We start from the raw sequence: 12,440 nt of genomic DNA, 5'->3' as shown, positions 1-12,440 counted from the left end.
GGGGTCCGGACATGTCTGAGGTTCTCGTCGTCGTCGAAGCCACCCGGGAATTCGGCGTCAAGAAGGTCACCCTGGAGATGCTCACCCTCGCCCGCGAGCTGGGCACGCCCAGCGCGGTGGTGCTCGGCGGCGCCGGCGCGGCCGAGGCGCTCAGCGCCAAGCTGGGCGAGTACGGCGCGGAGAAGATCTACGCCGCGGAGAGCGAGGAGATCGACGGCTACCTGGTGGCGCCCAAGGCCACCGTGCTGGCCGAGCTGGTCAAGCGGGTCGAGCCCGCGGCCGTGCTGCTCGCCTCCTCCCAGGAGGGCAAGGAGATCGCCGCCCGGCTGGCGGTCAAGCTGGACAACGGCATCCTGACCGACGTGGTCGCGCTGGACGCCGACGGCACCGCCACCCAGGTGGCGTTCGCCGGCTCCACCATCGTGAAGTCCAAGGTCACCCGCGGCCTGCCGCTGGTCACCCTCCGGCCGAACTCGGTGAACCCGGTGCCGGCCGCCGCCACCCCGGCGGTCGAGCAGCTCACCGTCACCGTGACCGACACCGACAAGCTGGCCAAGGTGGTGGACCGGGTCGCCGAGCAGAAGGGCTCGCGTCCCGAGCTGACCGAGGCGTCGGTGGTCGTCTCCGGCGGCCGTGGCGTCGGCAACGCCGACAACTTCAAGCTGGTCGAGGAGCTGGCCGACCTGCTCGGCGGCGCGGTCGGCGCGTCCCGGGCGGCGGTGGACTCCGGCTTCTACCCGCACCAGTTCCAGGTGGGCCAGACCGGCAAGACGGTCTCCCCGCAGCTCTACATCGCGCTGGGCATCTCCGGCGCGATCCAGCACCGGGCCGGCATGCAGACCTCGAAGACCATCGTCGCGGTGAACAAGGACGCCGAGGCGCCGATCTTCGAGCTGGCCGACTTCGGCGTGGTGGGCGACCTGTTCAAGGTGGTCCCGCAGGCCGCGGAGGAGATCCGCAAGCGCAAGTGAGCTGACGCTCGTTCGAGGAAGGGCCGGGACCGCGGCGCGGTCCCGGCCCTTCCCGTTTCCGGGAACCGCCCGCGACGCGCCCGGAGCTGGGACCATCGGGGGAGCACCCCCGCGCACCCCCGCCCGCCGATCGGACGAAGGAGCGCGACATGCCGGCCGCCAGGCCCGAGGGGGACCACCACGCCCTGGCCGCGCACGAGGTCGTGCTGCTGCTCCAGACGGACGTCGAACACGGGCTGACCGAGGCGGAGGCGGCCGACCGGCTCCGGCGGTTCGGGCCGAACCTGCTGCCCCGGGCCACCCAGGGCGGGGTCTTCCGGCGGCTGCTGCGGCAGTTCCACAACCCCCTCATCTACGTGCTGCTCGCCGCCGGCGCGGTCACCCTGCTGCTCGGCGAGTACGTCGACTCCGCGGTGATCTTCGGGGTGGTGGTGGTCAACGCGGTGGTCGGCTTCCTCCAGGAGTCCCGGGCCGAGGCGGCCCTCGACGCGTTGCGGGCGATGGTGCGTACCGAGGCGCGGGTGGTGCGCGGCGGGCGGCAGCGGCGGGTGCCCTCCACCGAGGTCGTCCCCGGTGACCTGGTGCTCCTGGAGGCCGGTGAGAAGGTCCCCGCCGACCTGCGGCTGGTGCACGCCGCCGAGTTGCGGGCGGACGAGTCGGCGCTGACCGGCGAGTCGCTGCCGGTCCGCAAGGACGAGCTGGTCGTACCGGCCGAGACGCCGGTGGCCGACCGCCGCAACCTGCTCTACTCCGGCACCCTGCTCACCGGCGGGTCGGCGGCCGGCGTCGTGGTGGCCATCGGCGCGGAGACCGAACTGGGCCGGATCCACCGGCTGGTCGGCGGCGCCCGGGTGCTGGACACCCCGCTGACCGTGCAGCTGGCCCGGTTCAGCCGGCTGCTCACCGTGGCGATCCTGGTGCTGGCCGCGGTGACCTTCGGGATCGGCCTGCTGCGCGGCCAGGACGCCGGGCAGACCTTCACCGCCGCTGTCGCGCTGGCCGTGGGCGCGATCCCGGAGGGGCTACCCGCCGCGGTGACCATCACCCTGGCCATCGGGGTGTCCCGGATGGCCCGCCGGCGGGCGGTGATCCGACGCCTGCCGGCCGTGGAGACGCTGGGCAGCACGACCGTGATCTGTACCGACAAGACCGGCACACTGACCGAGAACCAGATGACCGTCCAGCTGCTCCGTACGTCGCGGGGCCGCTTCCGGGTCACCGGCGCCGGCTACACCCCGACCGGCGAGATCCTGGACGCCGACGGCGGCCCGGCCCCGACCGGGGAGGGGGCGCTGCACTGGTCGCTGCTGGCCGGCGTGGCGTGCAACGACGCCCGGCTGGACGAGCAGGACGGCCGCTGGACCGTGTCCGGCGACCCCACCGAGGGGGCCATGCTGGTGGTGGGCGCCAAGGTGGGGCTGACCCCGCACCGGGTCGCCGAGGAGCTGCCCCGGCTGGGCAGCGTCCCGTTCACCTCCGAACGGCAGTACATGGCCACCCTGCACGACCGGCGCGAGGGCGGCCGGGTGGTGCTGGTCAAGGGGGCGGTCGAGCGGGTGGTCGAGTGGTCCACCGCGGCGCTGCGCGACGACGGCTCGACCGGCCCGCTGGACGCCGAGGCCGTGCTGGCCGCCGCGCACGAACTGGCCGCCGACGGGCTGCGGGTGCTGGCCACCGCGATGCGCCCGGTCGGCCCGGACGACGGGCTGGTGGAGCGGGAGCTGCCCGGCACGCTGGTCTTCACCGGGCTGCACGCGATGCTCGACCCGCCCCGGGCCGCCGCGGCGGCCGCCGTACGGTCGTGCCACCGGGCGGGCATCGCGGTGAAGATGATCACCGGGGACCATGGGGCCACCGCGACCGCCATCGCCGGGCGGCTCGGCCTGCTCCCGGGCGCGCCCGGCCCGGGTGACGTGGTCACCGGGACGGACCTGGCCACGCTGCCCGCGGCCGAGCTGCCGGCCGCGGTACGGCGGGCGTCGGTCTTCGCCCGGGTCTCGCCGGAACAGAAGCTGCGGCTGGTGGAGGCGTTGCAGGCCGAGGGCCAGGTGGTGGCGATGACCGGCGACGGGGTCAACGACGCCCCGGCGTTGCGGCAGGCCAACATCGGGGTGGCGATGGGACGCAGCGGCACCGAGGTGGCCAAGGAGGCCGCCGACATCGTGCTCACCGACGACGACTTCGCCACCATCGAGTCGGCGGTCGAGGAGGGGCGCGGCGTCTTCGCCAACCTGACCAAGTTCATCACCTGGACGCTGCCCACCAACGCCGCCGAGGGCATGGTCATCCTGGTCGCCATCGTGCTCGGCACGGCGCTGCCGATCCTGCCCAGCCAGATCCTGTGGATCAACATGACCACCGCCGTGGCGCTCGGCCTGACGCTCGCCTTCGAGCCGAAGGAACCGGGGATCATGGACCGGCCGCCGCGCGACCCCGGCCAGCCGCTGCTGACCGCCGCGCTGGTGGCCCGCGTCCTGCTGGTCTCCGCGCTGCTGGTGGTCGGCGCCTGGGGGCTGTTCGAGTGGGAGTTGAACGCCGGGTCGGAGCTGGCGCAGGCGCGCACCGCGGCGGTGAACCTGTTCGTCGTCGTGATGGCCTGCTACCTGTTCAGCTGCCGGTCGCTGACCCGCTCGCCGTGGCGGCTGGGCCTGTTCAGCAACCGTTGGCTGATCGCCGGGGTGCTGGTGCAGGCCCTCGCCCAGCTGGCCCTGACCTACCTGCCGGTGCTCAACGACCTGTTCCGGACGGCCCCGATCAGCGGGACGGCGTGGCTGCGCATCGCCGGCATCGCCGCGCTGGTCTCCGCCGTCGTGGCGCTCGACAAGCGGTTCGGCTGGTTCGGCCGCCGGTTGGGTTGAGCCGACCGGGACCGGCGGTGGGGAGCTGATCGGCGGGCCGGGGAGCTGAGCCGGCCCGCCGATCAGCCCGTCAGGGTGCCCCTCAACAGGCTCTCGCCGGAGTGGGCGGTGTTGTTGTCGAACCGCTCGGCGGAAACGTCGACAACCGAGTATGCCTGAAGGTCGACGTTCGGTGGCAACGGGAGTAGCTCGTCCGCCGCGTCACCGAGCACACCGACCGAGAACATCTCCATGGTCCGTGGGTTGATGAGCCAACCTCGTAGTACCCCGGGACCGCCGGGAGATTCGCCACGTGCAGGTGCAGCCGCCGGTTGTCGAACACCCGGGCCTCGCCGTTGGCGTCCGGCGGCGTCGAGCCGTACGCCGTCAGTGCGGCGCTGGCCAGCACCGCCCGCCGCGGGGTCGGGTCGGACGCCGGCTCGGCCGGACCGAGCGCCGCGAGCGCGCCGACGGCGCCGAGCCGTGCCCGAGTGATCGCCGGGTGCCGGCGGCGCGGCGAGCCGGGGTGCGGGGGAGGGGGTGACCGCGCCCCGGCCCGCCCGGCCTCCGGCGTTCGGCCGATCCGTCGGCGGTCGTAGGCTGAGTCGTGATGGCTTACCTGGATCACGCCGCCACCACGCCGATGCTCGACGAGGCACTGGAGGCGTACGTCACCACCGCCCGCGAGGTCGGCAACGCGTCCTCCCTGCACGCGGCGGGGCGTCGTGCCCGCCGTCGGGTGGAGGAGTCGCGCGAGCGGGTGGCCGCCGCACTCGGCGCCCGGCCGTCCGAGGTGATCTTCACGGGTGGCGGCACGGAGAGCGACAACCTGGCGGTCAAGGGCATCTTCTGGGCCCGCCGGGCCGCCGACGCGCGGCGCGGCCGGGTGGTCTCCAGCGCCGTCGAGCACCACGCGGTGCTCGACGCGGTGGACTGGCTCGCCGGGCACGAGGGCGCCGAGGTGGGTTGGCTGCCGGTCGACGCGGCCGGCCGGCTCACTCCCGACGCGCTCCGGGCCGAACTGGCCGAGCACGGCGACCGGGCGGCCGTGGTCACCGCCATGTGGGCGAACAACGAGGTCGGCACGGTGCAACCGGTCAGCGAGCTGGCCGCGGTCGCCGCCGAGTACGGGGTGCCGTTCCACACCGACGCGATCCAGGCCGTCGGTCAGGTGCCGGTCGACTTCTCCGCCAGCGGGGTCGCCGCGCTGACCGTCACCGGGCACAAGCTCGGCGGGCCGGCCGGGGTGGGCGCCCTGCTGCTCGCCCGGGACGTGGCCGCCACCCCGCTGCTGCACGGCGGCGGCCAGGAGCGGGACGTGCGCTCCGGCACCCTGGACACCGCCGGCATCGTGGCCTTCGCGGTCGCCGTGGAGGCGGCGGTGAAGGGCCAGCAGGAGTACGCGGCCCGGGTGGCCGCTCTCCGCGACGACCTGGTCGAGCGGGTCCGGCAGGCGGTGCCAGAGGTGATCTTCAACGGCGATCCGCTCGACCGGCTGCCCGGCAACGCGCACTTCTCCTTCCCGGGCTGCGAGGGCGACGCCCTGCTGCTCCTGCTGGACGCCCAGGGCATCGCCTGCTCGACCGGGTCGGCCTGTTCGGCCGGGGTGGCCCAGCCCTCGCACGTGCTGCTCGCCATGGGCGCCGACGACGACCGCGCGCGCTCCTCGCTGCGCTTCACCCTCGGCCACACCAGCACCCCCGCGGACGTCGACGCCCTTATCGCCGCCCTCCCCGCCGCCGTCGACCGCGCCCGCCGCGCCGCCGCCCTCCGCACCCCCCGCTGACCCGCCCCTCCCATCCCCGCGATCTTGCGCTTTCGGTCCCTCGATCCGCGGCATCAATACCTTTGTCCGGGGCGCGAAGTGCAAGATCGCGGGGCGGGGGGAGAGAGGCGGGGGCGGGGGGGTGGGCGAGGGCATGGGAAGGCTCGGTGGGGTGAAGGGGTGGGCCGGTGAGGGTGTTGGCGGCGATGTCCGGCGGGGTCGACTCGGCGGTCGCGGCGGCGCGTGCCGTGGAGGCGGGGCACGACGTGACCGGCGTGCACCTGGCGCTCGCCCGGAACCCGCAGACCTATCGCACCGGGGCGCGCGGCTGCTGCACGCTGGAGGACTCCCGGGACGCCCGGCGGGCCGCCGACGTGATCGGCATCCCGTTCTACGTCTGGGACATGGCCGACCGGTTCCACGAGGACGTGGTGGACGACTTCGTCGCCGAGTACGCGGCCGGCCGTACCCCGAACCCCTGCCTGCGCTGCAACGAGAAGATCAAGTTTGCGGCGGTGCTGGACCGCGCCGTGGCCCTGGGCTTCGACGCGGTGGTCACCGGCCACCACGCCCGGCTCGGCGCGGACGGCCTGCTGCGCCGCAGCGTCGACGCGGCGAAGGACCAGTCGTACGTGCTCGCGGTGCTCACCCGCGAGCAGCTGGACCGGTCGATCTTCCCGCTCGGCGACTCGACCAAGGCGCAGGTCCGCGAGGAGGCCGCCCGGCGCGGCCTGGCGGTGGCCGACAAGCCGGACTCGCACGACATCTGCTTCATCGCCGACGGCGACACCCGCGGCTTCCTCGCCCAGCGGCTCGGCGAGGCCCCGGGCGACGTGGTCGACGCGAGCACCGGCGCGGTGGTCGGCAGCCACACCGGCGCGTACGCGTACACGGTCGGCCAGCGGCGGGGGCTGCACCTGGACCGGCCGGCCCCGGACGGCCGGCCGCGCTACGTGCTCTCCATCACCCCGAAGACCAACACGGTGACCGTCGGCCCGGCCGAGGCGCTGGAGGTCGCCCGGGTGCGCGCCGAGCGTCCGGTGTGGACCGGCGGCCCACGGCCGGAGGCGCCGGTGGAGTGCGAGGTGCAGCTGCGGGCGCACGGCGACGTGGTGCCCGCCACCGTGACGCTCGACGGCGACACGTTCCGGGCCGAGCTGCGCCGGCCGGTCCGGGGCGTGGCCGCCGGGCAGGCCGTGGTGGCCTACCGGCCGGACCCGGCCGGTGACGTGGTGCTCGGCTCCGCCACCATCGCCGGCTGACCACGCCGTCGGGCCCGTCGCCCCGGCGGCTCCCGCCGGAGGTCGCGCCGGATCGGCCGGGTGGCCGGCGGTGGCGTGCCGGGGTCCGCGTACCGGATAGTCTTCGGCCGTGACAGACCAGGCATGGCCGTGGCCGCCCGGCGCGGCGACCGGCATCGGCTCGCTGCCCGGCACCGACATCGCCGAGGCGCAGCGGATCGTCCTCGGTGAGCTGCCCGCGTTGCCGCACCTCCCGGAGCTGCCGGCGCGCGGCCCCGGCGCCGACCTGATCGGCCGGACGGCCGGGTTGCTGGTCGAGCTGCCGGTGGAGCTCTACGCCGCCCGGTGGCGGATCGCCCCGCGCCCCGGCCGGGACCTGCGCCGGGCCCGCGACCTGATGGAACGCGACCTGGACCAGCTCGCCGAGCAGGCCGAGGGGTACGCCGGGCCGGTCAAGGTGCAGGCCGGCGGGCCGTTCACCCTGGCCGCCGCGCTGGAGCTGCCGATCGGCGGCCGGATGCTGGGCGACCCCGGCGCGGTGCGTGACCTCGCCGGGTCGCTCGCGGAGGGGATCCGCGAGCACGTCGCCGCGGTCACCCGGCGGCTGCCGCGCGCCGCGGTGCTGCTCCAACTGGACGAGCCGTCGCTGCCGGCCGTCCTGGCCGGGCGGGTGCCCACGGAGAGCGGCTTCGCCACCCACCGGGCGGTGGAGTCCGGCGACGCCGCTGCCCTGCTGCGCACGGTGGTGGAGGCGGCCGGCGTGCCGACCCTGGTGCACTGCTGCGCCCCCGACGTGCCGCTGGAGCTGATCCGCTCGGCCGGGGCCGTCGCGGTGGCGCTCGACCTGAGCCTGGTCACCGACCTCGACCCGCTCGGCGAGGCGATCGACGCCGGGCTCGGCCTGCTGGCCGGCGCCGCGCCCACCCGGCCGCCGTCGACCGGCCGGGCACCCACCTCGGCCGAGGTGGCCGACCGGGTACGCCAGCTCTGGGACCGCCTCGGCTTCCCGCGCCGCCGGCTGGCCGAGCAGGTGGTGGTCACCCCGGCCTGCGGGCTCGCCGGCGCCCCGCCGCGGTACGCCCGCGAGGTGCTGACCGCCTGCCGGGACGCGGGCCGGCGGCTCGCCGAGGACTGACGTTTTCCGTCGTACCGGCTGGGCAGGATGACGGGCATGATTGGACAGCTGCGCTCCACGGTGATCGACTGCCCCGACCCGCGGGCCCTGGCCGGCTTCTACTCCGAGTTGCTCGGCCTGCCGCTGATCGAGAGCGACTCCGACGACGACTGGGTGGTGCTCGGCGGGCGGCCCGGGCACCAGCCGCGGCTGGCGTTCCAGAAGGCGCTCAACCTGCGCGCGCCGGCCTGGCCGGATCCGGAGCGGCCCCAGCAGTTCCACCTCGACGTCACGGTCGACGACATCGAGGCCGCCGAGAAGGCGGCGCTCGCGCTGGGCGCGCGGCGGCTGCCGGGCGAGGGCGAGGGCTTCCGGGTCTACGCCGACCCTGCCGGCCACCCGTTCTGCCTCTGCTGGGACTGACCGGGCGCACGCACGTGGCCGGCGGGCGGGGCCGGCGGGTGTGGCGGCGGGCGGGCATGATCGCGGTGTGATCGACTCCTCGCTCCACCGGGCCGCCGGCTCGCTCTTCGGCCTCGCCTACGGTGACGCGCTGGGCCGGCCGACCGAGTTCCTGACCGTCGCCGAGATCGTCGACCGCTACGGCCCGGGCGGGCCCCGGGAACTCGCCGGCGACCCGGTGCTGGTCACCGACGACACCCAGATGGCGCTGGCGGTCGGTTGGGCGCTGCACGACGCGCCCGCCTTTACGCCCGAGGCGGTCGAGCCGCTGCTGCGGCGGCGCTTCCTGGCCTGGGCGGTCAGCCCCGACAACAACCGGGCCCCGGGCATGACCTGCCTGCGGGCCTGCGCCGAGCTGGACCGGGGGCTGCGCTGGCAGGAGGCGACAGTGGCCGGCTCGAAGGGCTGCGGCGCGAACATGCGGGTCACCCCGGTCGGGCTGCTCGACGTCGACCTGGACACCCTCGCCGGGCTGGCCCAGCTCCAGGCCGGCCTGACCCACGGTCACCCGACCGGCCTCGCGGCCAGCGAGCTGACCGCGTACGCGGTGCGGCTGCTGTGCCAGGGCGCCGCGCTGGCCGAGCTACCGGGGTTGCTGACCGACCGGGTCCGGGAGCAGCGCCGTACCTACCGGGCGGACTGGCTCGGTGACCTGTGGCAGCGGCCGGGCGGCCAGACCCCGGCGGACTTCATCGCCCGGGGCTGGGACGAGTGCCGCTCGGCGCTGGACCGGCTGGCCGCCGCGCTGGCCCGACCCGACGACGGCGGTGACCCGTGCCGGCACACCGGCGAGGGCTGGGTGGCCGAGGAGGCGCTGGCCACCGCGCTGTACTGCGCGATCCGGCACGCCGACGACCCGGTCGGCGCGCTGGCCCGGGGCGCCACCACTGCCGGCGACTCCGACTCGATCGCCGCCCTGGCCGGCGCCTTCGTGGGCGCGGCCGCCGGCATGGCGGCCTGGCCCGCCGACTGGTCCACCCGCATCGAGTACGCCGACCAACTCACCGCCCTCACCGCCCTCCACCACCCCTGACGGGAGCGACGGGGCGGGGTCAGGGGGTGGGGAGGTGGGGGAGGGTGCGCAGGTGGCGCCAGAGGGTGGGGTCGCAGGTGCCGGCCCGGTCCCGGAAGGCCGGCAGCGGCACCCGGATCGGGTCGCCGATGTCGAGGTAGCTGTCGTGGTCGGCGCCCCGGTCCCAGTCCCGGGTGGGGATCCGGACGTGGTCGTCCCGGCCGCTCTTGTCCTGGCTGGTGATCTTCAGCACCTCGGCGGATCGCCCGTCGACCCGGAGCACCAGGCAGGGCCGCACCTTCGAGCCGGTGCCGTCGGCGTAGGGCACGTCGGCCCACCAGATGTCGCCCGGCCGGGGCGCGCCGCCGGGCGTCCGGTCCGCGCCGCGCGGTCGCGGTGCCGCGGTGGACCGACCCGGGGACCGCGGCGGGGCGCCCCGGCCGGGTCGGGTGCCGGGCCGCTCCGGCCCACCCCGCGTACCGCGCCGCCCGCCCGCGCCGGGCGCCCTGCCGGCGCCACCGCCGTCGCCGCGGCCGGCCGGGGGACGGCGACGGCGGTGGCGCAGCTCGCCCCAGGCCCAACCCGCCGCGACGGCCAGCACGACCGCCGCCGCCCAGAGCAGCCACCCGGGCATCCCTACCCCCGTCGCTCGCCGGTTCTCCTCGGACGGCGGTCGTCGGGTCCGCCGTCCGGTGATCCTCGCACGGTGCGGCCGGCGGCACCGGAAACCCGGGGCCGGGCGGGACCGGTGCCGGGCGGCGCGGGCGGATGGGCGCGGCGGGTGGGCGGCGGATTGTCTCACCTTCCGGATACCGTGCGGGGGTAGCGTGATCAGGGAGGTCGCACGAGGTGTCCAAGGACGGCAAGGTGTCCACAGACGGCGACGGGTCCGGGGCGATGTCCGAGGATGCGGTCGCGCAGCAGGTGAGCCCGGCGCAGGAGGCCGCGGCGGGTGGCGAGCCGACCCCGGAGGCCCGGGAGCGGCACGCCACGCTGAGCCAGGAGTTGACCGAGCACCAGTACCGCTACTACGTGCTGGACGCACCCACGATCTCCGACGCCGAGTTCGACCGGCAGCTGCGTGAGCTGGAGGCGCTGGAGGAGCGGTACCCGGCGCTGCGTACCCCCGACTCGCCGACCCAGCGGGTGGGCGGCACCTTCTCCACCGACTTCACCCCGGTCACCCACGCCGAGCGCATGATGTCGCTCGACAACGCGTTCGCCGACGAGGAGCTGGCCGCCTGGGCCGAGCGGGTCGAGCGCGACGCCGGCGGCCCGGTGTCCTACCTCTGCGAGCTCAAGGTCGACGGCCTGGCCATCAACCTGACCTACGAGCGGGGCCGGCTGGTCCGGGCCGCCACCCGGGGCGACGGCCGCACCGGCGAGGACGTCACCGCCAACGTGCGCAGCATCCGGGACGTGCCGGGCCGGCTCACGCCGTCCCCCGAGTTCCCCGACATCCCCGACCTCCTGGAGGTCCGGGGCGAGATCTACTTCCCGGTGGCCGCCTTCGCCGACCTCAACGCGGGCCTGGTCGAGCAGGGCAAGCCACCGTTCGCCAACCCGCGCAACGCGGCCGCCGGCAGCCTCCGGCAGAAGGACCCGCGGATCACCGCGTCCCGGCCGCTGCGCCTGGTGGTGCACGGCATCGGCGCCCGTCGCGGCTTCCAGCCGACCGCCCAGTCCGAGTCCTACGCGGCGCTCAAGGCGTGGGGCCTGCCGACCAGCGACCGGTGGCGGGTGGTGCCCGACCTGGCCGGCGTGGCGGAGTACATCGCCTACTACGCCGAGCACCGGCACGACGTCGAGCACGAGATCGACGGCGTGGTGGTCAAGGTCGACCCGGTCTCCATCCAGGGCCGGCTCGGCTCGACCAGCCGCGCGCCGCGCTGGGCGATCGCCTTCAAGTACCCGCCGGAGGAGGTCAACACCAAGCTGCTCGACATCGACGTCAACGTCGGGCGTACCGGCCGGGTGACCCCGTTCGCGGTGCTGGAGCCGGTGCGGGTGGCCGGCTCCACGGTCGCGCTGGCCACCCTGCACAACGCCCGCGAGGTCGAACGCAAGGGCGTGCTGATCGGCGACACGGTGGTGATCCGCAAGGCCGGCGACGTCATTCCCGAGGTGCTCGGGCCGGTGGTCGACCTGCGGCCCGCCGAGGCCCGGCCGTTCGTGATGCCCACCAACTGCCCGGCGTGTGGCACGCCGCTCGCCCCCGCCAAGTCCGGCGACGTCGACATCCGCTGCCCCAACACCCGCAGCTGCCCCGCGCAGCTGCGCGAGCGGGTCTTCCACCTCGCCGGCCGCGGCGCCTTCGACATCGAGGTGCTCGGCTACAAGGGGGCCGCGGCGCTGCTCGACGCGGAGATCATCCAGGACGAGGGCGACCTCTTCCTGCTCGACGCCGACCAGCTGGCCCGGTCGCCGTTCTTCGTCAACAAGGACGGCAGCCTCGGCAGCAACGCGGTCAAGCTGCTCGACAACCTGGCCGTGGCCAAGGAACGCGACCTGTGGCGGGTGCTGGTGGCGCTCTCCATCCGGCACGTCGGCCCCACCGCCGCGCAGGCGCTGGCCCGGCACTTCCGCTCCATGGAGGCGATCGACAAGGCCAGCGAGGAGGAACTCTCCTCGGTCGACGGGGTGGGCCCGACGATCGCCGCCAGCATCCGCGAGTGGTTCGCCGTCGACTGGCACCGCGAGGTGGTCCGCAAGTGGGCCGAGGCCGGCGTACGGATGGCTGAGGAGGCGGTGGACGAGGGCCCGCGCCCGCTGGAGGGGGTCACCGTGGTGGTGACCGGCACCCTGGCCGGCTTCTCGCGGGACCAGGCGGCCGAGGCGATCCAGTCCCGGGGCGGCAAGGTGAGCGGCTCGGTCTCCAAGAAGACCGGCTTCGTGGTGGTGGGCGACAACCCGGGTTCCAAGGCCGACAAGGCGGCCAGCCTCAAGGTGCCGATGCTCGACGAGGACGGCTTCCGGGTGCTCCTCGACGCCGGGCCGGACGCCGCCCGCGAGGTCGCCCGCGTCGAGGGGTGACCGCC

General features: G+C 75.3%; 10 protein-coding genes. 8 read left to right on the top strand and 2 right to left on the bottom strand.

What is annotated here, in order from left to right:
• The first annotated feature begins 11 nt into the window (after window positions 1-11).
• Together Q3W71_RS03720 and Q3W71_RS03715 are read left to right on the top strand one after the other, a co-directional pair.
• The gene (locus tag Q3W71_RS03720) at window positions 12-971 is read left to right on the top strand and encodes an electron transfer flavoprotein subunit alpha/FixB family protein (protein ID WP_302917846.1); all 960 of its coding nucleotides are present in this window, start codon (window positions 12-14) and stop codon (window positions 969-971) included.
• A gap of 149 nt (window positions 972-1,120) precedes the next feature.
• Window positions 1,121-3,829 carry an HAD-IC family P-type ATPase gene (locus Q3W71_RS03715; protein WP_302917845.1) on the top strand — a complete coding sequence of 903 codons (2,709 nt, stop codon included), beginning with the start codon at window positions 1,121-1,123 and terminating at the stop codon, window positions 3,827-3,829.
• Between the two features lie 62 nt (window positions 3,830-3,891).
• Here the strand turns inward: Q3W71_RS03715 and Q3W71_RS03710 are convergent, their stop codons facing one another.
• Window positions 3,892-4,062, bottom strand: a complete 171-nt coding sequence (locus Q3W71_RS03710; RefSeq protein WP_302917844.1) for a hypothetical protein — start codon at window positions 4,060-4,062, stop codon at window positions 3,892-3,894.
• Window positions 4,063-4,418: 356 nt separating this feature from the next.
• Between Q3W71_RS03710 and Q3W71_RS03705 the strand changes: the two genes are divergently transcribed.
• From Q3W71_RS03705 to Q3W71_RS03685, 5 genes are all read left to right on the top strand, one after another.
• Complete coding sequence (locus Q3W71_RS03705) at window positions 4,419-5,594, top strand: cysteine desulfurase family protein (RefSeq protein WP_302917843.1); 1,176 nt, start codon at window positions 4,419-4,421, stop codon at window positions 5,592-5,594.
• 167 nt (window positions 5,595-5,761) lie between these two features.
• Complete coding sequence (gene mnmA / locus Q3W71_RS03700; protein WP_302917842.1) at window positions 5,762-6,835, top strand: tRNA 2-thiouridine(34) synthase MnmA; 1,074 nt, start codon at window positions 5,762-5,764, stop codon at window positions 6,833-6,835.
• A 109-nt stretch (window positions 6,836-6,944) separates the two neighbouring features.
• The gene (locus tag Q3W71_RS03695; RefSeq protein ID WP_302917841.1) at window positions 6,945-7,949 is read left to right on the top strand and encodes a methionine synthase; all 1,005 of its coding nucleotides are present in this window, start codon (window positions 6,945-6,947) and stop codon (window positions 7,947-7,949) included.
• Between the two features lie 36 nt (window positions 7,950-7,985).
• Window positions 7,986-8,351, top strand: coding sequence for a VOC family protein (locus Q3W71_RS03690; protein WP_302917840.1), 366 nt, complete (start codon window positions 7,986-7,988; stop codon window positions 8,349-8,351).
• Between the two features lie 67 nt (window positions 8,352-8,418).
• A complete protein-coding gene (locus Q3W71_RS03685; protein ID WP_302917839.1) occupies window positions 8,419-9,423 on the top strand; it encodes an ADP-ribosylglycohydrolase family protein in 1,005 nt (334 codons plus the stop codon).
• 19 nt (window positions 9,424-9,442) lie between these two features.
• On the opposite strand, the gene Q3W71_RS03680 is transcribed toward Q3W71_RS03685, so the two are convergent.
• Complete coding sequence (locus Q3W71_RS03680) at window positions 9,443-10,036, bottom strand: type II toxin-antitoxin system PemK/MazF family toxin (protein ID WP_302917838.1); 594 nt, start codon at window positions 10,034-10,036, stop codon at window positions 9,443-9,445.
• Window positions 10,037-10,299: 263 nt separating this feature from the next.
• Here Q3W71_RS03680 and ligA point away from each other — a divergent pair, with 263 nt between their 5' ends.
• Window positions 10,300-12,435 carry an NAD-dependent DNA ligase LigA gene (gene ligA, locus Q3W71_RS03675; protein ID WP_302918717.1) on the top strand — a complete coding sequence of 712 codons (2,136 nt, stop codon included), beginning with the start codon at window positions 10,300-10,302 and terminating at the stop codon, window positions 12,433-12,435.
• The last annotated feature ends 5 nt before the right edge of the window (window positions 12,436-12,440 follow it).

Origin of the sequence: Micromonospora sp. C28SCA-DRY-2, assembly GCF_030519475.1 — a bacterium.
Lineage (GTDB): Bacteria > Actinomycetota > Actinomycetes > Mycobacteriales > Micromonosporaceae > Micromonospora.
Note: the sequence above shows the minus strand (reverse complement) of the source record. Positions and strands in the feature narration are given on the sequence as shown.

Coding starts and splice junctions, on each gene's coding strand:
- Q3W71_RS03720 (WP_302917846.1), top strand. CDS start 12: ATGTCTGAGGTTCTCGTCGTCGTCGAAGCCACCCGGGAATTCGGCGTC.
- Q3W71_RS03715 (WP_302917845.1), top strand. CDS start 1,121: ATGCCGGCCGCCAGGCCCGAGGGGGACCACCACGCCCTGGCCGCGCAC.
- Q3W71_RS03710 (WP_302917844.1), bottom strand. CDS start 4,062: ATGGAGATGTTCTCGGTCGGTGTGCTCGGTGACGCGGCGGACGAGCTA.
- Q3W71_RS03705 (WP_302917843.1), top strand. CDS start 4,419: ATGGCTTACCTGGATCACGCCGCCACCACGCCGATGCTCGACGAGGCA.
- Q3W71_RS03690 (WP_302917840.1), top strand. CDS start 7,986: ATGATTGGACAGCTGCGCTCCACGGTGATCGACTGCCCCGACCCGCGG.
- Q3W71_RS03680 (WP_302917838.1), bottom strand. CDS start 10,036: ATGCCCGGGTGGCTGCTCTGGGCGGCGGCGGTCGTGCTGGCCGTCGCG.
- ligA (WP_302918717.1), top strand. CDS start 10,300: ATGTCCGAGGATGCGGTCGCGCAGCAGGTGAGCCCGGCGCAGGAGGCC.